At 64.2% G+C, this 20,694-nt stretch carries 21 protein-coding genes and 1 tRNA gene; 5 read left to right on the top strand and 17 right to left on the bottom strand.

Annotation, left to right across the window (positions count from 1 at the left end; all coding sequences use genetic code 11):
• Positions 1 to 149: 149 nt before the first annotated feature.
• Both GGR61_RS06755 and GGR61_RS06750 read left to right on the top strand, forming a co-directional pair.
• Positions 150 to 437, top strand: a complete 288-nt coding sequence (locus GGR61_RS06755; RefSeq protein ID WP_184620883.1) for a helix-turn-helix transcriptional regulator — start codon at positions 150 to 152, stop codon at positions 435 to 437.
• Positions 438 to 505: 68 nt separating this feature from the next.
• Positions 506 to 1,207, top strand: a complete 702-nt coding sequence (locus GGR61_RS06750; protein ID WP_184620882.1) for a hypothetical protein — start codon at positions 506 to 508, stop codon at positions 1,205 to 1,207.
• 15 nt (positions 1,208 to 1,222) lie between these two features.
• Here the strand turns inward: GGR61_RS06750 and GGR61_RS06745 are convergent.
• From GGR61_RS06745 to birA, 4 genes are all read right to left on the bottom strand, one after another.
• Positions 1,223 to 1,298, bottom strand: a tRNA-Thr gene (locus GGR61_RS06745).
• Positions 1,299 to 1,487: 189 nt separating this feature from the next.
• On the bottom strand, positions 1,488 to 2,432 hold the full coding sequence (locus tag GGR61_RS06740) for an SPOR domain-containing protein (protein ID WP_184620881.1): 945 nt from the start codon (positions 2,430 to 2,432) through the stop codon (positions 1,488 to 1,490).
• A gap of 9 nt (positions 2,433 to 2,441) precedes the next feature.
• Positions 2,442 to 3,170, bottom strand: a complete 729-nt coding sequence (locus tag GGR61_RS06735; RefSeq protein WP_184620880.1) for a type III pantothenate kinase — start codon at positions 3,168 to 3,170, stop codon at positions 2,442 to 2,444.
• Positions 3,167 to 4,171 carry a bifunctional biotin--[acetyl-CoA-carboxylase] ligase/biotin operon repressor BirA gene (gene birA / locus GGR61_RS06730; RefSeq protein ID WP_221237301.1) on the bottom strand — a complete coding sequence of 335 codons (1,005 nt, stop codon included), beginning with the start codon at positions 4,169 to 4,171 and terminating at the stop codon, positions 3,167 to 3,169. Before birA ends, GGR61_RS06735 begins: the two co-directional genes overlap by 4 nt.
• Before the next feature lie 359 nt (positions 4,172 to 4,530).
• Here birA and GGR61_RS06725 point away from each other — a divergent pair, with 359 nt between their 5' ends.
• Together GGR61_RS06725 and GGR61_RS06720 are read left to right on the top strand one after the other, a co-directional pair.
• Positions 4,531 to 4,809, top strand: coding sequence for a hypothetical protein (locus GGR61_RS06725; protein ID WP_184406403.1), 279 nt, complete (start codon positions 4,531 to 4,533; stop codon positions 4,807 to 4,809).
• An 8-nt stretch (positions 4,810 to 4,817) separates the two neighbouring features.
• On the top strand, positions 4,818 to 5,573 hold the full coding sequence (locus GGR61_RS06720) for a M90 family metallopeptidase (protein WP_184620878.1): 756 nt from the start codon (positions 4,818 to 4,820) through the stop codon (positions 5,571 to 5,573).
• Positions 5,574 to 5,707: 134 nt separating this feature from the next.
• On the opposite strand, the gene GGR61_RS06715 is transcribed toward GGR61_RS06720, so the two are convergent.
• The 11 genes from GGR61_RS06715 to dinG all read right to left on the bottom strand — a co-directional run bounded on the left by GGR61_RS06715 (position 5,708) and on the right by dinG (position 18,686).
• On the bottom strand, positions 5,708 to 6,892 hold the full coding sequence (locus GGR61_RS06715; RefSeq protein ID WP_184620877.1) for a DUF1501 domain-containing protein: 1,185 nt from the start codon (positions 6,890 to 6,892) through the stop codon (positions 5,708 to 5,710).
• 44 nt (positions 6,893 to 6,936) lie between these two features.
• Positions 6,937 to 8,445: a DUF1800 domain-containing protein gene (locus tag GGR61_RS06710; RefSeq protein ID WP_326520621.1), complete on the bottom strand. Its 1,509-nt coding sequence runs from the start codon at positions 8,443 to 8,445 to the stop codon at positions 6,937 to 6,939.
• A gap of 204 nt (positions 8,446 to 8,649) precedes the next feature.
• Positions 8,650 to 10,020 (bottom strand): ATP-binding protein, encoded by a 1,371-nt coding sequence (locus GGR61_RS06705; RefSeq protein WP_184406609.1) that lies wholly within the window; start codon positions 10,018 to 10,020, stop codon positions 8,650 to 8,652.
• A gap of 74 nt (positions 10,021 to 10,094) precedes the next feature.
• Entirely contained in the window at positions 10,095 to 10,778 is a 684-nt protein-coding gene (locus GGR61_RS06700; RefSeq protein ID WP_002808458.1) for a response regulator transcription factor, read from the bottom strand.
• Between the two features lie 71 nt (positions 10,779 to 10,849).
• Entirely contained in the window at positions 10,850 to 11,161 is a 312-nt protein-coding gene (locus GGR61_RS06695) for a hypothetical protein (RefSeq protein WP_221237314.1), read from the bottom strand.
• Between the two features lie 339 nt (positions 11,162 to 11,500).
• Positions 11,501 to 12,508 carry a tRNA dihydrouridine(20/20a) synthase DusA gene (gene dusA / locus GGR61_RS06690; RefSeq protein ID WP_184620874.1) on the bottom strand — a complete coding sequence of 336 codons (1,008 nt, stop codon included), beginning with the start codon at positions 12,506 to 12,508 and terminating at the stop codon, positions 11,501 to 11,503.
• A gap of 453 nt (positions 12,509 to 12,961) precedes the next feature.
• A complete protein-coding gene (locus GGR61_RS06685) occupies positions 12,962 to 13,183 on the bottom strand; it encodes a hypothetical protein (protein WP_184620873.1) in 222 nt (73 codons plus the stop codon).
• A gap of 719 nt (positions 13,184 to 13,902) precedes the next feature.
• Positions 13,903 to 14,478 (bottom strand): ankyrin repeat domain-containing protein, encoded by a 576-nt coding sequence (locus GGR61_RS06680; protein WP_184406410.1) that lies wholly within the window; start codon positions 14,476 to 14,478, stop codon positions 13,903 to 13,905.
• A 57-nt stretch (positions 14,479 to 14,535) separates the two neighbouring features.
• Positions 14,536 to 16,041 (bottom strand): catalase KatB, encoded by a 1,506-nt coding sequence (gene katB, locus GGR61_RS06675; RefSeq protein ID WP_184620872.1) that lies wholly within the window; start codon positions 16,039 to 16,041, stop codon positions 14,536 to 14,538.
• Positions 16,042 to 16,123: 82 nt separating this feature from the next.
• Positions 16,124 to 16,474: a hypothetical protein gene (locus tag GGR61_RS06670; RefSeq protein WP_184620871.1), complete on the bottom strand. Its 351-nt coding sequence runs from the start codon at positions 16,472 to 16,474 to the stop codon at positions 16,124 to 16,126.
• Positions 16,475 to 16,550: 76 nt separating this feature from the next.
• Positions 16,551 to 18,686, bottom strand: coding sequence for an ATP-dependent DNA helicase DinG (dinG, locus tag GGR61_RS06665; protein ID WP_184620870.1), 2,136 nt, complete (start codon positions 18,684 to 18,686; stop codon positions 16,551 to 16,553).
• 194 nt (positions 18,687 to 18,880) lie between these two features.
• On the opposite strand from dinG, the gene GGR61_RS06660 reads away from it, so the two are divergent.
• A complete protein-coding gene (locus GGR61_RS06660; protein WP_184620869.1) occupies positions 18,881 to 19,780 on the top strand; it encodes a hypothetical protein in 900 nt (299 codons plus the stop codon).
• Positions 19,781 to 20,131: 351 nt separating this feature from the next.
• Here GGR61_RS06660 and GGR61_RS06655 read toward each other — a convergent pair whose 3' ends face one another.
• Positions 20,132 to 20,359, bottom strand: a complete 228-nt coding sequence (locus GGR61_RS06655) for a hypothetical protein (protein ID WP_184620868.1) — start codon at positions 20,357 to 20,359, stop codon at positions 20,132 to 20,134.
• A complete protein-coding gene (locus tag GGR61_RS06650; protein WP_184620960.1) occupies positions 20,356 to 20,685 on the bottom strand; it encodes a hypothetical protein in 330 nt (109 codons plus the stop codon). The genes GGR61_RS06655 and GGR61_RS06650 overlap by 4 nt, the downstream gene beginning before the upstream one ends.
• Positions 20,686 to 20,694: the final 9 nt, after the last annotated feature.

Here is a 20,694-nt window from a genome sequence, read left to right as displayed (position 1 = left end):
TTCGACCCGACCCAGGCCAGGGCCGCCAGAACGACCAGAAGGACCCCTATTCGCTTCATGCACTCACCCTTGGCAACGCCAGTAAATAGTCTATTTTGGACTAATCGAACATGGACTCTAGCGTGCGGTGACCAGCCTGTCACCGTGCGATGGCCCAATCGACCCACAACTCCGACTACCAGCTACTGCTGACCGTCCTGAAAGCGGCCCGCAAACGGGCGGGCGTGTCGCAGGTCGACCTGGCCTCGCGTCTAGGCAACACGCAGACGTTCGTGTCGAAGTGCGAGCGCGGGGAGCGTCGGATCGACGCCGTTGAGCTGGTCGAGTTCGCCGAGGCGCTCGGCGTACCGCCGCTAGGACTGCTGGGCGAGTACCTAGAGCAGCGCGCGGCCAGGCTGCAACCGAAGTCCAGAAAGAGCAGCTCAAAGAGGCGCTGACTACGAGGGATGGCGGGACCGACTTACTTGAAGCACCATTTGGATAAAAGTCACCTCGGACCGAAAAAATGCAAAAGCTTTCCAGCTTTGGTGACATTCGCCAGACAGGGTTTTGCGTTCACTGCGGGGGTTCAACGGAATCGCTGGATCACGCGCCTTCAAAAGTGTTCTTAGACATCCCGTACCCTCCTACTCGCCCCACGCTGCCAAGTTGCACCGAGTGCAACAACCAGCTGTCATCCGATGAAGAGTACTTAGCTTGCTTCATTGAATGTGTCATTTGCGGAACAACTGACCCCGCATCGCTCGGACGCGAGAAGATCGCCAAAGCCTTAAGGCGAAATAGCAAGCTTAGACAGTTGATCGAGACGTCCAAGATGGATACGGAGTCTGGGGAAGATGCACCGTTAGTGTGGATGCCAGATGAGGCCAGAGTCAGACAGGTCATTTTGAAGTTGGCGCGGTGCCATGCGGCCTATGAACTCAACGAACCTCAATTGAGCGCCCCCAGCCACCTCTCGGTGTTGCCTCTTCCGACTCTGTCAGAAGCTCAACGCGAACACTTTGAGACCCCGCCAAACAGCTCGGTGTGGCCTGAGGTGGGAAGCAGAGCTATGCAACGCCTATTGATCGCAGACGAAGCGTATTCAATGGGCTGGATCACCGTCCAAGAAGACCGGTACAGGTACATGGCCATTGGAGCAGAAGCCGTCATGATCCGAGGCGTCCTAAGCGAATACTTAGGCTATGAAGTGATCTGGGAGAACTGACGATCCGCCCGAGTTTGGTGCCGCTTGTCCGAATCGAACGGACGACCTACTGATTACAAATCAGTTGCTCTACCGACTGAGCTAAAGCGGCAATGTCGTACTTCTCTTGCTCAAACCGTGTCCGGCTTGTCCCGCAGTTTACGCGCTGGCGAGCCTAAAGCCTTGCCACGCTTAGCCTTCCGGCCGGTCACCACAACAACCGCGTCCGAGTTACAAGGCGGTTGCTCTACCAACTGAGCTATGCCGGCAAAGGCGGGCGCGTTGCGCGCCGGTGCGCATTCTAACGCAGCGCGGCGCAATCTAGCGATCGTTGCCGCGCCGCACCCGCTGCGCCCTGCAACGCGGTCGCCGTCAGCGTGCTGCGTACATCGATCCACCAGCGCGATTGCCCCGTGCCGCTGGACACCAACTGGGCGGGAAATCCTGCACTGACCAGACTCGCCTGGCGCCGCTCGGCACGCTCGCGGCTCTGGTACTGGCCGAGCGCGACAGTGGTGTTATCGCCCTGCGCGATCACGTAGTAATCGCCCATCCCGGCTGCGGTAATACGCTTGACCAATGCCTGCGCCGCGGCGCGGTCGCCCACGTTGGGCAGCAACACCCGAAACGTGCCGCCCCCGGCGTCCTTGTCCTCACGCACGCTGGTGCGCGTGGCCTGACCGCGCACGCGTGCCAGCGCGGCGTCGGCATCGCTGCGCGTGGCATACGGTCCCAGGCTGGCGCAGCGTTCCGGTGCAGGTGCAGGTGCAGGTGCAGGCGTAGGTGTCGGTGTCGGTGTCGGTGTCGGTGTCGGTGTGGGCGTCGGCGTCGGCGTCGGCGTCGGCGTCGATGCTGCGGTTGCCGCAGGAACATCGGCGGGTTTGCCGGCAATCTGCGTTGTCGCTGGAGGTTTTTCGGTCGCCGTCGGCAGCGTTTCGGATGGCGCGGTTCTGTCCGCCGTTGTCGATGAGGCTGCCGGCTCCGCGTCTGCCGTGGATGCTGCGGCCGGCGCTTGCGCAGCCGATGTTGGTGGCGCGCCGGCATCTTGCGCAGCTGCTGTCTGCACCGACGTCCCGCGTACCGCAACTGCCGCGGCGGTCTTGCTGTTCGGTAGCAACTCCAACCGTGCCACACCAGCCGGTTGTGCCGGCGCGGCTGGCGCTGCAGGTGCCGCCTGCAACGCCCACCACAGCGCCACACCGGCATTGAGAACGATCAGGACAACGATGAGTGCGCGTACGTACATGCGCCGATTCTACGGCGAGGACGCATGGGTCGCCCAGGTTGCCAAGCCGTCCAGCACCAATGCGGCGCGGTAGGTGGCCTCGGGCAGCAACGGCAGCAACGGCGGTGCCCCGCCACCATGCACCAGCAAGCGCACCGGCACGCCCAGGCGCAGCCGTGCGTGCTGCAGGCTACGCTCGATCAGTGCCACCGCCGCACCATCGCAGCCGGAAGTCAGCGCATGGTCGGTGTCGTTGGCCAGCTCGACATAGTCCCCGCCACGCGGCGGCAATTGCACCGCGCGCGCGTGCAGGGCTTCGCGCATCGTGGTCGGCGACGCGGCGATGCGTCCGCCGTGGTGCTGGCCGTCGGCGCCGAGCACATCGATGGTCAGCGCAGTGCCCACTCCCGCCACCAGCACCGGCGCATCGCCGCGCGCACCGAGCAGCGCCAGGAAGCGATCCACGCCAAAACGGCTCGGGTCTGCATAGGCAATCCGGATCCCGGCGCACTCGGCCGCAGTCTGCACGATCCGCACCTGCTCGAAGCGCTCGCGCAGGCAGGCGATCATCCGCTGCGTCAATGCGGGAGCGGCCACACTCGCCACATGCGCGATCCGCCCGGACGGCAACGCCGACACCGCGGCCGCATCCATCGCCTCGGCACCGTGCGGCCACGCCTGCACCTCGCCGGCGCGATGGCCGTGCAACGGCGCGTACTTGAACCGCGAATTTCCCAGGTCGAACAACCACTCGCTCATGCAGGTCTCACGCTCACTTCTCCTGAGTGGAACAGGCGTTCCGTCTCGCCCAACCGCACCCGCAGCGCGCCATCGCTGGCCAGGCCGCAGGCGACGCCACGGTGCCGGCTACCGGCCTCTTCAACATCCACCGCGCGGCCGCTCAACACATCCAGCGCCGCATACCGATTCAAAAACGGCGCCAGCCCCTGCGCCTCGAACAAGTCCAATGCCGGCAGCAAGCCGGACACCACTGCGGCCACGACGGTTTCGCGCGACACCGCGCGGCCAGCCAGCGTGTCCAGATCCACCCACGGCTGATCGATCGCAGCGGCCGCTGCAGCCGGCATGTGCACATTCACGCCCAACCCGATCACCGCGCGCGCATTGCCGGCCATTTCGCCGCCACCTTCGATCAACAGGCCGCCCAGCTTGCGCTCGCGCGCCAGCAAGTCGTTGGGCCACTTCAGCCCGACATCGGCAAAGCCGCAATCCCGCAAGGCTTCGGCCACTGCAACGCCAACGGCCAGGCTGAGTCCCGCCAGCTGCCCCAGGCCGCCATTGAACTGGCGCGAGGCCGACAGATAAATGTGCGCACCCAGCGGCGAGGTCCATTGGCGGCCACGCCGGCCGCGCCCGCCGGTCTGGCGCTCGGCCAGCAGCACGGCAACGCCCCGCTCCGGCGCCGGGCGTGCCAGCAGGGTGGTATTGGTGGATTCCAGCGTCCAGGCCACCTCCAATGCGGCCAAGCCCGCGACAGCATCCGCCGCCATGGCCGCGCGGATCCGTGCGGCGTCCAGCAGGTCCAGCGGGGCCGCCAGCCGGTAACCGCCGCCGGCCCGCCCGTCGATCTCGACCCCGGCCGCGCGCAGGTTCTGGATGCGTTTCCACACTGCCGCGCGGGTCAGCCCGGCCTCGCGCGCCAGCGCATCGCCGGATAGCCGGCCGCTCGCAAGTTTGGCCAGCAATGCGCGGTCATCCACGGCTGGTAGCGGGCGTAATGGAGGGCGAGATGCGTGCAAAGCGTCCTGTGCTGGATCGAAACGCGACGTGCCCAGCAGCCCAGGCGGCCTCGCGGGGAAACCCGCGCCAGGCCGTATCGGCATGCCACAGGCCGCTCGCTTCCGGCTTGGCCGGCGGCAGCGCAACGCGCGCACAGGGCCGGTTGCCTTGGCGCCAGCCATGCTGGCGCTTCGCAGCCGCGGCTCGGCATCGCTGACGACCGACGCATCTCATCTCAAGGTCCATCACACGCTCGAAGTCCCCACATCCATCCGTGAAAGTATGCGCCAAGCCTTCCCGGGCGCCCAGCGTGGCTTGCGTGAGGGAGTGAAAACCGCGTTATGATCGGGAACTCACGCCGCCTGCCTGGATGTGGACGATGCGCCGAATCACGGTTTGCTTGCTCCTGTTGTTGGTTCCGCTTGCCGCGCTGGCATCGGACCAGCTGGTCGATGGCGACCATGAGAGCTGCGTCAGCTCCAATTCGGCCGCGCGCGGCAGGACCCCGAATGGCGAGGCGGCGGCCCCCGCACGCGCGCCTGCCCACAAGCCCGCACCATCGACCGGTGGTGGCGGTGGTGGCGACGGCGATTCGTTGTTCCCGCGCATGCGCATGATGCCGCGCTGGCACAGTTTCCTGCCGGGCATGTTCCGCTGATCCAGTGGTTGAGCCGCTGGCTGCGCCGGCCGCCCATCGAACTCCCTGATGCGTTGTGGCAGCCGGTACGCACCGGTTGCGCCTGGGTCGCCGCGCTCGACCCACCCCGCCAGCAACGTCTGCGCGCGTTGAGCGCGCAATTTCTGCAGCAAAAAACCATTTCGCCGGTCGATGGGCTGCAGCTGCAACCGCACGATCACGTGTTGCTGGCGGCCATCTGTTGCCTGCCGCTGCTGGAAATCGGTGCGTCGGGCTGGCGTGGTTGGTCGCAGCTGATCGTCTACCCGAACGCGTTTCGCGTCCACCGCACCCATGTGGATGCGGCCGGCGTCATGCATGCCTGGGACGACACGCTGATCGGCGAGGCCTGGGAGCAAGGTCCGCTGATCGTCAGCTGGGCCGATGTGCAGGCCGACCTGGACGATCCGCATGCTGGCTTCAATGTGATCGTGCACGAGATGGCCCACAAGCTCGACGCGCTGGATGGCGCACTCGACGGCACCCCGCCGCTGCCGCGCGATGCGCAGCGCGCATGGGCACGCGATTTCCAGCAGGCCTTCGATGCGTTTTGCAAGCAGATCGATGCCGGCCAAGACACCGAGATCGATCCGTATGCTGCGCAAGCGCCGGAAGAATTTTTCGCGGTCGTGAGCGAATACCACTTCTCCGCACCGCAGGTCCTTGCGCGTGTGATGCCGCAGGTCGCTCAACAATTGACGCGCTTTTATGGGCCTTCGCCATTTGCGGTGCACGCGTCGAGGTGATGCCTCGGCGCGGGCCGGTTGCATTGGCGACATGCGTTTGGGTTCGCAGACAGTTCGCTCGATCGAACGACACACCACACGAGCCCTCGCACTACCTCATGCGGCACTGCAGCCGGCAACCGCATGCCACGCACTCACACCAAACCCAGATCGCGCGGTTTGGCACCGGGAAACACCCGCTCCAGCTGCGCGGGCGACAATCCCCACAACCTGCTCAACACGCCACCGAACAGGCTACGGTAATTGGTGAGCACCGGGTAATCGCGATTCTGCAGCAGCTGCGCTTGTGCAACGGCGACCTGTTCGCCTGCAATGCGCCCACCATGCACGCCGCCACCCAAGACCCAGTAGGTGGTGCCGTGTCCGTGATCGGTGCCCTTGCTGCCGTTCTCGCGGAAGGTGCGGCCGAACTCGGAAATCACCACCACCACGGTGTCGTTCCAGGCCGGACCCAACGCGTCGGCATACGCGGCCAGCCCTTCGCCGAGGTTACGCAGATTATTGGCCAGGCCGCCTTCGATGCTGCCCTGATTGGCATGCGTGTCCCAACCGCCCACATCGACGAAGCCCAAGCGATAACGCTCGCGCATCAAGGTCGCCATGCGCCGGGTTTCGTCGGCAAAGGTGCGCGCACTTGCAGCGCCACGACCGGCCCGCTCCATCTCATCGCGCAACTGCGCCGTCACCTGCTGACGCAGCGCCAGGCCGTCGCGCGCTGCCGCCGCCAACGGCGTCGCGTCGTACATCTGCGACAGGATCTGCGCCTGGCGTGCATTCACACCGCCCTTGCCGATCCCTTTGAGCGAGACGTTGGGCAGATCGCCGCCGCCTTGAAACGTCAGCGGCAACGAATCGGTGAAAGCGATTGCCGGCACACCGCTCAGCACGCCCGACAAGCGCGCCATGAAACCGGAACGATAATCGCGGCGCGTACCGGCCTGCCCGGATTCGATGTCGTCCTGGGTCTCGAAATGGCTGCGCGACAGATCATCGGTGCCGGCAAACGGCACGAAGGCCAGTTGCTTGCGTTGCCAAAACGGCAGCAACGCATCGCGCATCACCGGGTTGAGCCCCCATTGGGCATCCAATGCCACGGCGCTGTGCGGGTTGGATGCATCCGGCCGCGCGATCGCCAGCGTCGGCCGCGCCTGGTAGTAAAAGTCGCTGGCATGCGGCACCAGCAGATTATTGCTGTCGTAGCCGCCGCGCAGGAACACCACCAGCATGCGTGCGCTGTCGCGCGGTGCGGCGAACAGGCGGCCGGCCCACGGCATGCTTGCGGCAGCCGCAGAAGCGAGCAGAAATTGACGTCGTTGCATGATGCGTGCACTCCTGCGCCGGCAACCGCACGGCGATCGTTGAATCAGCGATAGTTGAAGTCCGGCGATGCCAGCAGAAACCCGTTCCATTCCGCTGGCGACTGCGCCTGACCCAGTGCCTGGCGCGTACCGCTGGACAGCGTCGGCTCCCACCACCGATAAGCGGGGCGTGCATCGATCCGCAGCAGTGCCGGAATCGGCGTGGCGTTATCGCCGTCCTGGCGGAACAACTGCTTGGGGCCACTGCCCAACGACCGTGCCACTTCGAAACGCCGTGCCAGTTGTCCGGAGCTGGTCCAGGCCTGCGATTGCAATGACCATCCATCTGGTGTGATGCGGCCGAACAACGGCTCGCCCAATTGCTGCATCCAGCTCACCATCGGCGCGGCGTTGACGATGGGTTGCCCCTCATAGCTCAGACGCATCGCCGAGACCACGAAGCGATTGGGGTCCTTGAACTTGCGCGGCTGGACCTGCGCGAACTCCGGCGACTCCAGCATGGTCTGCATCACCTTGGCGATATCGCCATCGCTGCGCCGGAAGGTATTGGCCATGCGCGTGACCAGTGCGGCAGGCGGGGTATCGCTGACGAAGTATTCGGCCAGGCGATGCGAAACGAATTGCGCACAGGCTGGTTGCCGTACCAGCAGTTGCACGGCGCGCTCGATCTCATCCAGGCCACCGCCGGCGATGCGCTGCCCCAGCAAGGTCTTGTCGCCCGGTTGATGGCGCGACGGATTGAATTCGAACAATCCCTTGCGCACCGCCTGCGGCTGCCCCGGCACGGCAGGCCGCAGCGGGGGAGCGCCTTCGGCCTTGATCGGCACCAGGCCGGCGCCGGTAAGGATCAATGCAAGTTGCTGCACGTCCTGCTGGCTGTAGCCGCCATGCACGCCCAGCGTGTGCAACTCCATCAGCTCACGGGCGTAATTTTCGTTGACCTTGCCCTTGGCGTTTTTGGCGTTGTCCAAAAACTCCAGCATGGCCGGGCTTTCCAGCGTGGCCATCACCAGATCGGCGAACTTGCCGGTGGCATTGGGCCGAATCGCGTTTTCCATGTAATCGGCCGCCATCCACTTCACGCGGCCCTTGTCGGCATACACGCTGAAATGGTTGAGCCAGAACCACACCAACTGCTCGCGCAGCTGATCCGGCGCATACACCGCACGCAGCAATTGCGCCTGACGCGCCTGGGTCAGCATCTGGCCGCCGCGCGCTTGCCACGCCTTGCGCGCAGCCACCTTGTCGTCGCCATCAGGCATGGCCTGCAGCTGGATCTTGTCGGCCTCGTATTGCGTCAGCAGGTCCACCAGCGGTGTGTGCAGCGCGTCGAATTGCTGCAATTGGTCGCGCGCCGGCGCCGGCAATGCGGCATCGCCGCTGGGCTGCAGTAGCAACGCGCCGTAGCGCTTTGGGCCAAGTCGGTGCAGTTGCGCGATGCTGTCGGCGTCCATTCCATAGGTGGCCCGTTGCAACCAGCGCGTTTGTGTCGGCGTCAATGGCGCTTCGGCCGCGACGCCCGGCAGCGCGACTGCGCAGCTGGCCACCAGCAGCGCGCTACGCCAACGGCGTTGCCAGTGCGCTTTGGTCAAGCCCGCTTTTACGCGGGCTGCCTGCGCAATGCGCTCGAACATCTGGTTCTCCATCACAACGGCCTCCAACCGACCCAGTATGGTCAAGCGAACGCATGAGGCGTTAAACGGTTGTCGGGCTGTTGCGCCACATTGACCGGGGATTCATCCGGCCGCGCCGGGCCGTCACAAGCCCGGCGGCAGGGTCACATCGAAGCGGGCGCCACCCAGTTCCTGGGAACGCACCACCTGCAGTTCGCCGCGATAGGCCTTGATCAGATCCTGCACGATCGACATGCCGATGCCATGGCCTTGCACGCGTTCATCGCCGCGCACGCCACGCTGCAGGATCTTGGCCACATCCTCCGGCGCGATGCCGGGGCCGTCGTCTTCCACCGACAGGATCAGGCCGGCGCGGCGACTACCGGTGGTGGGCCCGGGCTGTGCGGTCAGCAGCACACGGCTGCGCGCCCACTTGAAGCCGTTCTCCAGCAGGTTGCCGAGCAACTCCTGCAGATCGCCCGGCTCGCCATGGAAGCGTGCATCCGGCGAGATATCGAACTCGCACAGCACGCCCTTGATCGAATATACCTTCTCCAGACCGCGCACGATTTCCTCGGCGGTCGACTCGATCGGCAACGGCGCAGCGAACAACTTGTGGCCACTGGAGGCCGCGCGTGCAAGTTGATAGGACACCAGATCGTTCATGCGCCGCAGCTGCACGTCCATTTCTTCGTGCAGATCGCGCTCGGACGAACCGCTGTCCAGCTGGGTCCGTAGCACGGCGATCGGCGTTTTGAGACTGTGCGCCAGATCGGCCAGCGTGTTGCGCTGCCGATCCAGATTGTCGCGCTCACTTTCGATGAAGGCGTTGATGCTCTCGGTCAGCGGTTCGAGTTCGCGCGGATGCTGTTCGCTCATGCGCTGAATCTCGCCGCGTTGCACCTTGGAGAGCTCATTGATCACCCGCCGCAGCGGGCGCAGGCTCCACTGCAGGATGAAGGCCTGCAGCACCAGCAGCACCACGCCGGCACTGCCGAGATAGAACCACACCGCACTGCGGAACACGCGCAACTGCGCGCCCATCGAGCGCGCATCTTCCATCACGTAGATGGTGTAAGGAATCTCACCACCATGTTCGCGCTCGACATAGCTCACGCCCAGGCCGTAGCGGTATAGCTGGCCCAGGCTGCCATCGATCTGGGTCATTTCCAGCGGGCCGATGAACTCTTCCTGGCGCGGCTCGAGCATGCGCCCGTGCGGAATATTCGGGCCTTCGGCCGACATCGAGGTCCAGCTTTCGTCCGGACGCACGACTTCGACGTACAAGCCGCCACCGGGCACATCGAAACGCGGGTCGGGCGGCTGACCACCGATATACAACGAGCCATCGCGCACGAAGTCGATGTTGGCGGCGTACGCGGAGGCGTAGTTCTTCAGCCGCTCGCGCAGGTTCTTTTCGGCAGTGTCGGCAAACGCCACATCCAGGGCATAACCGGCCAGGGCCAGGAAGGCCACCAGACTGAGGCTGGCGGCCAGCAGCTGGCGGGCCTGCAGGGAGCGCGGCCGCCAGCGTCTATACCATTTGGAGCGGCCCGGCACCTGATCTTCCTGTTTGCCGACGCGCGGACTCAGCCTTCTGTACGCGGAATGGCGAAGCGGTAACCGCGACCACGCACGGTTTCGATCGGCTTGAGCTCACCATCGGGGTCGAGCTTCTTGCGCAGGCGACCGATGAACACTTCCAGCACGTTCGAATCGCGATCGAAATCCTGCTGATAGATGTGCTCGGTCAAATCGGCCTTGGACACCAGTTCGCCCGCGTGCATCATCAGGTACTCAAGCACCTTGTACTCGTAGCTGGTCAGATCGACATTGGCGCCGTTGACGCTCACCGTCTGCGCAGCCAGATCCAGGGCAACCGGCCCACACTCAAGCGTCGGCTTGCTCCAGCCAGCCGCACGCCGCAGCAGTGCATTGACACGTGCCAGCAACTCTTCGACATGGAACGGCTTGACCAGGTAGTCGTCGGCGCCCTGCTTGAGGCCTTCGACCTTGTCCTGCCAGCTCGAACGCGCGGTCAGGATCAGCACCGGGAACTTCTTGCCTTCGTCGCGCAGCGCCTTGATCAGCTCCATGCCCGACATCTTGGGCAGGCCAAGGTCGATGATGCCGACATCGAATGGGACTTCGCGGCCCATGTACAGGCCTTCCTCGCCGTCCTGTGCAGCGTCGACCGCAAAGCCTTCACGCTTCAGGCGCGCGGCGAGCGTCTCGCGCAGCGGAGCTTCGTCTTCGACCAAAAGGATACGCATGCACTCTCCCTAGTTACGTTATCGGCCATCGGCCTGGGAATTTATGAGACTGAACGTACGACTATCTACGTTCAGTGGTTATCGTCGCGTGGTGGTGGCGCATCCGGCGGTGCCGGGTCGCGCGGCGGCGGCGCATGCATCTGCTCCGACTCGTACACGGTGTGCACGCGCCCATCCTTCATGTATTTGACCCGATTGAGGTTGCCGCCATCGAACGGCACCCGCTCGGCCCCGAGAATCTGTCCCCCGGTGGACCGCTGCACGTGCCGGATGGTGTCCGATAGCGTACGGCTATTGGCGCCGCCACGCGCGGATGGCGGCAGCGCCTCGCGACCACCCTGCGCCATCGGGTAGCCCTGGCTCCACGCCGATGGCGCGGCCATGGCGACCCAAAGGGCAACCAAGGCGACATGGCGAGTGCGGCAGAGCGGCTGGGTCACAAACGAATCCTAGCGGGTTGTTCAGGAACATTCAAAATTCGTGAATCCGGTCACGCATAATGCGCTGGACCGGGCCTGGAATTGAGCCAAATTCTTGATTTTTCAGGGTGAATCCGATCTGAACTTTTTAGCTAAGCATTAACGCCGTTCAGTGAAATGAATTCCATGAGCCACTGTGCATCTTGTTGAAGGCTCATCCTGACGCCATATTGCTGCCCCCGATCGCCCGACAACGGCGATCCTGGAAGGCACGTTCAGCTGATGCAAGCTTCGGGCCGAAGCTCAGGCAACCACGCGCCAGGGGCGGTCATCGGTGCGCTGCAAGGCCTGTTCGACCAGATCCCAACCGGCACCCGGGCGGTGCGCGCCCTCGCTCAGCACCTGCCGGAATATCCGTCCGCCCGGCTGTCCATGAAACAGGCCCAGCACGTGCCGGGTGATGTACTTCAAGGCCAGGCCCTGCTCCAGCTGGGACTGCACATAGGGCTGCAGCGCACGCAACAAGGATTCGCGCGACTGCACGGCACGCTGATGCAACGCCGCATCCAGCCGGTGCAGCACATACGGGTCGTGATAGGCGGCGCGGCCGAGCATGACGCCGTCGGTGTGCTGCAGGTGGTCCAGCGCGGTGTCGACCGCAGCGATGCCTCCGTTGAGGACCACCGGCAGGTCCGGCCGCTCCCGCTTCAGGCGATACGCCCAGTCGTAGCGCAGCGGCGGCACTTCGCGGTTTTCCTTGGGTGAGAGCCCCTTGAGCCAGGCGTTACGGGCATGCACCACCACCATGGCTGCACCGGCCGCTACCACCTGGTCGACGAAGCTGGCAAACGCCGCATAGTCGTCATCGTCGTCCACGCCAAGGCGGCATTTGATCGTGATCGGCAGCGTGGTGGCCGCGCACATGGCGGCGACGCAGTCGGCCACCAATGCCGGCTCGCGCATCAGGCAGGCGCCGAAGCGTCCGGCCTGGACGCGGTCGGACGGGCAGCCGCAATTGAGGTTGACCTCGTCATAGCCCCATTCCTGCGCGATCGCCGCCGCCTGCGCGAGCAGGGCCGGCTCGCTGCCGCCCAGTTGCAGGGCGAGCGGATGTTCGACCGGATCGAAACCGACCAGCCGCGCACGGTCGCCGTGGATCACCGCGTTGGCATGCACCATCTCGGTATACAGCCGTGCCGAGGGCGCCAGCAGGCGGTGGAACACCCGGCAATGGCGGTCGGTCCAATCCATCATCGGGGCGACGGACAGGCGCAGGGAATCGGCGTACGCGGTGGACGGGGAAAAAGTCATCGACAATGGGCCGCGCACATGGCGGCCTGGAATGCAGAGCAGGATCAATAGCTTACACGGCAGGCGCTGAATCTGCGGCAGCCCGGCGTGGCAGATGGGCGCCTTGCTGCCGACCCTGCCCGACGATCATCTGCTCGTAGCGCCTGGCGATTGCGCCCTACCTGCTGGCCGAGGTCGACCCCTGCACGCTCGGATCCCGCTGGAGCCGCGCTTCGGCGGCCAGCATTACGGCAGCTTACTTACCGTCCAGAGGTGCGAACATCGCGTTGGTGTTGTTTCCGCTTGCTTGGCTTGCCGCATGCGAGCGCTATCGGATCGCGTCGCTGCGGAACGCGCAGTGCCTTGTGGCGTTTGCGTATGCACGGCAAACGCGCTGCATCATCAGTGACGAGCGGAGCTTCTTTCGTCAACTGTTGGGGCAAGCGCTGCTGCGCTCCCCCAAGACCACCCATCTCAGCTGCGGATGCTGGCGCGCTCTTCAACGCTCAGCGGCTTGCCCAGTGCGTGGTAGGAGGCCACCAGCGTGATCAGGGCGGTGCCCAGCACGGTGTAGAAGCTCCACGAAGTCGCCAGCACATGCACCTGACCGAACACCAGGGCGACCACGGCAGTGGCGGTGCACAGCACCATGGCCAGCAGGGACATCAGAAAGGGAATGGAGGGATCGAGCTTCATGGGCCGGGGGGTTCCGTGTGCGATAGCGGAAGCATCGGCGCTTACGGCACTTTCTTGAACTGTTTTTTGTGCTTTTCCGAGCCGGATGCCAGGCAAGTCAGCGCACGCTCAGTTTTATGTCAAACCCTTGGCGCACAAGGGTTTGCGCGCCAGCAAAATTCCGCCACTGCGGTCGAAGAATCACCACTTTCGCCAAACTTCCAACGCGGCAGCGGCGGAAAACCGGCGGCGCGGCAAACGTTGTTTTTGGCAACCGGAAGGCCGAAGCGGCGGCGTGGCGATCGGCCACCCGCATTTTCGAGCCACGGATGCACAGACGCGCTGACTGGACGAGCGCCGACGACCAGCAGGAGCGCGGGTGTCCTGGGCGAACAGGGTGTCCTGGGAGAACTGGCCGATACCGATAGACACCGGCTGCGCGTGCTGCACGACACCGCGCGCAGGGCGCAGGGCATGGCGGCCGATTCGATCCTCGCCATGCCACCGATCCAGGCGGGCCTGTTACGGCTGGCACGCCAAGGCCTGAGGTCGTCGTCGCCATGCGGTTTCCTGGGCGGCCTGTGCACACCGGTGAAACTGAAAGCCCACCTGGAATCAGCGTGCAGGGCACGTAGGTGATGCAGGGCAGAGGCAGACAGGCAAAAACGCGCGGCCCCGGCGTCGCAACGCGCAGCGGGAGGTTGCGCCAGATACACCGCAGCCCGGCATTGCAGCCGCGCTCAGCGAGCCGGCGCGGTGGCGAATTCGCCGCGTTGCAGCTTGGTCACGTCGTTGCCCTGCCCGTCCTTGAGGCTGAGGTCCGCGCCCTTGGCGGCCAGATCCTTGAGCACATCGGTGCGCTGGAACAGCGCCGCGTACATCGCTGCGGTCTGGCCGGCGTTGTTGCGCTGGTCCGGGGCGCAATCGGCCTGCATCAGGCGCCTGGCGATGCCCAGCTCGCCCTTGAAGATCGCGCCCATCAGCGCGGTGTTGCCACGCTTGTCCTGCGCGCAGGGATCGGCCCCAGCGCTGAGCAGTTGCTCCACCGCCGGGCGCTGGCCGTGATACGCGGCCAGGATCAAGGCGGTGTAGCCCTTCTCATCGCGGGTGTCGAGGTCGTAATGGGAGCGGATGAACTCGGCCAGCATGTCCTGGCGTCCCTCGCGTGCCGCGTCGAAAAAATAGTCGCGCAACTGCAGCTTGATCTGCTCGGGCGTGGTCACCGCGTTGGTGGCACTGGCAGGCACGGGCGCGGGTGAGGCGGCGTTGGCACCTGCAGACAAGGTGCCAAGGATCAGAAACAGCAACGTGCGCATGGCGCTCTCCGAAGCGAGGACGGCACTGCGGCACGGGCCGCAGTGCCGTCGGGTGGATCAGTCCTGCAAGCTGGAGGCCAGCTGCTTGACGCGGGCCAGGTCGCCCTTGGCAACACGGGCTACACCGGTGCCGTACTCCGGGTCGGCCTTGTACAGGAACGACAGCACCAGGTGCTTGCTCTCGGTGTCCGTATTGGCCAGCGACTCGCCAAAACTCTGCACCAGGTCGGCGCGATCCTTCTTGCTATAGGACCGATACAGCTCGCCGGCCTGCTTGAAGTTCTGCTCGCGGGTGATCTTGGCCTGCTGGGTGGTGCCCGACAGCGGCAACGCGCTGTAACGCGCTGCGGTGTCCTGCGGACGCGGCTCCAGACGGCTCGGCTCGTAATTCACGCCGCTGGTGGTATGGCCGTTGTTGCCTTCGCCATCCTGGTTGCCGTTGTTGACCGCCACCCGCGGACGGTTCACCGGCAGGTTCAGGCCGTTGGCGCCGATGCGATACAGCTGGGTGTCTGCGTAGGAAAAGATACGCCCCTGCAGCAGACGGTCTTCGGATGGTTCGATGCCGGGCACCAGGTTGGCCGGCGCCATCGCGACCTGTTCGGTCTCCTGGAAGAAGTTGTCGACGTTCTTGTTCAACACCATCTGGCCGACCTTCTGCTCCGGCACGTCCGGCCAGATCTTGGTGGCGTCCAGCGGGTCGAAATCGAACTTGGCCAGGTCTTCGGGCTTGAGCACCTGCACGTACAGATCCCACTTGGGGTAATCGCCCTGCTTGATCGCGCCGACCAGATCGTTGGTCAGGTGGCTGTAGTCCTTGGACTGGACGGCGGCAACCTGCTTGGGATCGAGGTTCTTGATGCCCTGCAGCGTTTTCCAGTGGAATTTGACGTAATGCACTTCACCTTGCGCGTTGACCAGCTTGTAGGCGTGCACGCCGTTGCCATCCATGAAGCGGTAGCCGGCCGGCGTGCCTTCGTTGGAATACAACAGTGTCAGCGTGCGGGTGGATTCGGGCACGTGCGAGAAGAAATCGAAGCGACGCGAGTCGTCGTCCAGGTTGGTGCGCGGGTCCGGCTTGAACGCATGGACCATGTCGGGAAACTTGATCGCATCGCGGATGAAGAAGGTGGGGAAGTTGTTGCCGACCAGATCCCAGTTGCCTTCGCTGGTATAGAACTTGGTGGCGAAACCGTGCGGGTCGCGCAGCGTTTCCGGCGAGTGATTGCCGTGTACCACCGAGGAAAAACGCACGAACACCGGGGTCTTTTCGCCGGCGCTGAACACCTTGGCCTTGGTCAGGCTGGACAGATCGGCGGTGGCGGTGAATTCGCCTTTGACGCCGGTGCCGCGTGCATGCACCACGCGCTCGGGGATGCGCTCGCGATCGAAACGCTGCAGCTTCTGGATCAGTTGCACGTCCTGCAGCAGCGTCGGGCCGGTGGCACCTGCAGTCTGCGAGTTCTGGTTGTCGCCGACCTTTGCGCCGTTGTCGCGGGTCAGAACGGATTGCGCGAAGACCGGCGGGGCGATCAGTGTCGGCGCTAGCAGGGCTAGCACCATGAGGGAACCTGGGCGCATGGCGTCAGCTCGTGTTGAGGGAGCTGAATCATGGCCAGCAAGCCGAAGCGAGAGAAGTCATTCGTTATGATCGCTGCGATAGGCGAATGTGATCGGTGCCGTTTTGCGTGATATGCATCGCTAACTGCTGAGGCAGTGGGTTGCAGATACGTCGCTTGTTCGCTTGACGATCACATTGATGCCCCGTGCATTCGTTGATGCCATTGCGGAGGCATTGCAGGCAATGCTGCGCTGCACGTTCGAAATGCCTGGCGTGATCGTGCAGCGCTTGCGTGTTGAGCGCCGTCTCTTCGCTGAGCGCATCCTGTTTGGGTGGCGCACTGCGCATCCATCTATCAATCCAGCGCAGCGATGCACGTCGTTGGCAATGCGTCGATCGATGGCGCGTGCCAACAGCGGATGCGCTGCCGATCATCTGTAGCAGCTGCGGCGCGTGCACAACGGGCAGTGGCTGCCTCCATGCAGGATCTGCACGGAGGCAGCACACTCGATCAACGTCCGATCACCCGCTTGAAAGGCGGCAGCGCGTCGATGATGCGCTTGCCGTAGCGGCGCGTGAGCAGGCGCGAGTCGAGGATGATCACGCGGCCGTGGTCGTTGGAACTGCGGATCAGCCGGCCGGCGAATTGCGTCAACGTGCGCAGCGCATGCGGGATGGCGATCAGGTTGAAGGCGTTGTGGCCGCGGCTTTCCAGCCATTCGCTCAAGGTGGAGGTCTGCGGGTCGGTCGGCACCGCGAACGGCACCTGGGTGATGACCACCGTGGTGCAGGCATCGCCGGGCAGATCCAACCCTTCGCCGAACGAGTTCAAGCCGAACAGCACCGAGCCCTCGCCTGCCGCAATGCGACGCATGTGTTCGGTGATCAGTTGCGACTTGTTGCCCTCGCCCTGAACCAGCACGCGGTTGCGCTGCACCAGCGGCATCAGGTCGGCGACCTTTTCCATCTTCCAGCGCGAGGTGAACAGCACGATGCTGCCCTTGGCGTTCCAATCGAGTTCGCGCACCAGATAGCGCGCAACTTCCTTCGGGTGGCCTTCGCGGTCGTCGGGGGTGACCGGAAAATTGGGCACGATCAATTCGGCCTGATTGGGCAGGTCGAATGGCGACGCCAGCGAGGCCATCTCGGCATGATCGGGCAGGCCGTTGTCGATGGCGAACGATTGGAAATCACCGCCGCCGGTCAAGGTGGCCGAGGTCATCACCACCGAATCCACTTCGTTCCAGATCATCGTGCGCAGCACCTGCGCGGCCGACACCGGCGAGCAATGGCAGATCAGATCGCCGTCGCGCGAGAGGGTGATCCAACGCGCCATCGGCGGCTGGCCTTCCTTGTCTTCGCGTCGCCAGCCGCTCCACAGATTGTGCTGCTGCTCGGCCATCTCCAGCGCCAGGCCAAGACTGCGCTGCAGGCGCTCGCGCGCCGAATCGTCCTGCTTGCCCTTGGCGATCGCGCTGTGCGCGGCATGCACCCAGTTGAACAGCGCGCGGGTCTCTTCGCCGAGCTCTTCGATCGCCGGGCCCCACTGCGGCGGCAGCTTGCCGTTGACCGCGCGCCACAGCGGATCACGCTCGCCGGGCTCGGGCTTCCACACGCGTTCGACCTCGGCGTGGAAGGCCTTGAGCAGTTTGGACACGCGCGCGGCCACCTCGATGGCCTCGTTGGGCAGCAGGGTGCCGAGCTTGTCCTTGTCCACTGCGCGGTAGGCGGCAGCGATGAGGATCTGCATCCGGCCGGTGCGCTTGGCCATTTCGTCCAGCGGCAGATTCGCCGCGCCCTGGTCGATCGCCACGCCGGCGATGTGGTGGCCTTCGTCGAGCACCAGCAGCATGTCGGCAGGCGCAGCGATCAAGGGCTGGCCATTTTCTGCATCGCCCAGCGACAGCGACGACAGCAACAGGGCGTGATTGGTGACCACGATCTGCGCTTCGCGCACGTCGGTGCGCGCCTTGAGCACCGGACACTGTGCGGCGTAGCTGCAGCGGCGACCGGCACAGCCGGAGGCGGGCGTGGTGATGCGCAACCGCAGCGGGACCGAGATCTGTTCGGGCGCATCGTCAAGATCGCCATTCCAGCTGCGCTCGGCGTAGGCCTTGGCCAGGCGCTTGGCCAGGTCGGCGTCGGCCGGGCTGAGCGGGCGGTCGTAGAGCACCTGCTCGTCGTCAAACATGCCTTCCTGGCTGGTTTCGCCCTGCAGCTCGGCGGCGTTGCGGGTGCACAGGTAGCGGGTGCGGCCCTTGGCCAACGCCACGGTCGCTTCCAGGCCGGTGGCCTTGAGGAAGGCCGGGATGTCGCGCTCCACCAGCTGCGATTGCAGCGCCACGGTGCCCGTGCTGATCACCAGCTTCTTCTTGGTCGCCAGCGCGATCGGCACGCCGGCGGTGAGATAGCCCAAGCTCTTGCCGACACCGGTGGGCGCTTCGGCGATGCCGATACCGCCGGAAGTGGCCAGCGCGCGCGAGACCAGGCCGATCATCTGGCTCTGCGCCCGCCGTGTGGCGAAGCCGGGCGTATTGGCCTGCAGCTTGGCGTATGCCTCGCGGATGCCGGCCTTGATCGGGTCGGTCAGGCTGCGCTGGGTAGGAACGGGCGCGGACGGCGCGGCCGGTGGGGCAAGGTCACTCATCGCGCTATTTTCGCACGGACCGGCGCCGCGGCTGCGACCGGCGCGCCGCGCAGCTGAATCTGTTTGCCTGGGCGTCGCCACTGCCTGGATATGGGGCTAGCGCTCTGAAGGCACGTTATAGTTTTGGCTCAAAGAACGGGCCCAACCCTGTTCTGGCACCGCCAAGCACATTCGCAGGGGCTGGAAGCATGAGGATGCCGAACATCAAGAAGGGCCATGAGGGCGCTTTTCCTCTTGCCAAGAAAGCTGATTTCGATGTACGTCCACATGTCCTGTGCGACGACCTTCGCGCAGAGATATATCCGGACACGTCCGATGAATTGGCTCGATTTTACTTCCTTGATAAAAGCTTTCGCGATTTCATCGAGCATGATCTTTTCAGCAAGCCGTTCTTCCGAAAATCCATGATTGAAAGCTATAGCGAGGAATCCACCGACCATTCAAGAAGGTTGACGCTTGACTACCCGTGGGGTGAAGTTTTCATTACCGTACATCCGTGGGCCGGCCCGAGTACCAGCGAAGAAAGTTCTGCATTTTCCACCTTGATTTCGACTGGCAACCCGCCGTCCGAAGCATCCTTTGCCTATTACGTGCAAATGTCGCTCGACCAGCACGCGATGGTAGGGTTTTGGGAGGACGAGCGATGCGACCGCGTCCCCGATGCATTTCTGGGCAAAACGCCGCTAACCGATCTTGTCGAGCTCGCCGCCGCCAATCCTTCGATCTTGTTCGGCTCGGAAGGATTGGCCACTTATCTGAAGCCTAGCGACCATATCAAGGGGCTGGAAAACATAGCCGGTGATGTCTTCCTGGCATCCGGAGAATATTTCAAAGACAAGAAAGACTTGATCCCCCAGTCCGCGCTATACCTGTGCAGATATTCGGAATGCGTCAAGCGCGTTTTAGAGATGCGTGACAACAAAGATGCAGATTTCGAATTCTGTCTTGCATATCTCCTGGATGTTATGGAGTTAATGGGAAACGGCATGTTCGGCTCACCCGTTCGCCTTGATGATTTCAGTCGGTACGGACTGGCTGGTTCCATACAGATGCCGGATTCACTGGCAACACCACGAAGCTGGAAATACGCTTGAACTGCAGGTCAACGCCTTGGTCGAGGTGATAGCGGTTTTTCGGTTCGCCCCGGACGATTGCAGTGTCCTGGAATGGCAATCGGCGCTTGAAGATGGCTTCAGGCAAGTCGATCGACTAGCCGGGTGGTCAAAGCCTGGTGGCGCACGCTATCGCGTGTCAGCGCCATCTGATACATACAGTGTGGCCAAGCGTTCGACAGCGCCGCCGCGCGCACGCGAATTTGCCAGCAGGACGTAGCAAGCACCCGTTCGCTGGACGCGTTGACCGCTCAGCAAAGCGCGGTGCAACACGCGGCGATCAGACAAGCGAACACCAGCCACAGTCGCTTCGCGGTCAACACCGCAGTGCGATCAGGGGCGACGCGGCCAGGCGTAGCGCGTCCACACCACGCCGATCGCCAGCATCAACGCGCCGGTGACCAGCATGCCGACGCCCACACCGGTCGGCCCGAAGCGCGCGTACAGGCTGCCGCCACGATTGACCTCCGCCAACGTATCCGGATGCAGCAGCGTCCAGACACCCTGACCGGTGCAGACAAGGCCAATCACCGTCAGCGCCAGCGGCTTGATCGGGATCATCGGCGCTTGCTCGCTGCGGGCGACAGCCGCTGCAGGCTGCGTGCCAGGGTCCATACCAGCATGCCGATGCCCACGCTCTGCACGACCGTCAGCACCAAGCGCGACGCGCCCAGCACCGAGGCGATCTGGCGCGCATTACCCTGCTGCAGCAACAGGACGGGAATGACCTGAAAGGCAACCTCGCACAGCACGCAGCCAAACAGCAGCCACACGGCTGCCAGGCTGGTGCGCCTCGGCGGCACGCGCGGGGCGCGCCACAGCAGCACCACGCCGAGCAGCAGGGCGATCAATAGCGGCACCCGCGACAGCAGGCTGGTCACCAGCATCAGCAGGAT

It is taken from the genome of Xanthomonas sp. 3058 (genome assembly GCF_014199765.1).
Lineage (GTDB): Bacteria > Pseudomonadota > Gammaproteobacteria > Xanthomonadales > Xanthomonadaceae > Xanthomonas > Xanthomonas campestris_B.
This window is presented reverse-complemented; position numbering and strand designations above follow the sequence as displayed.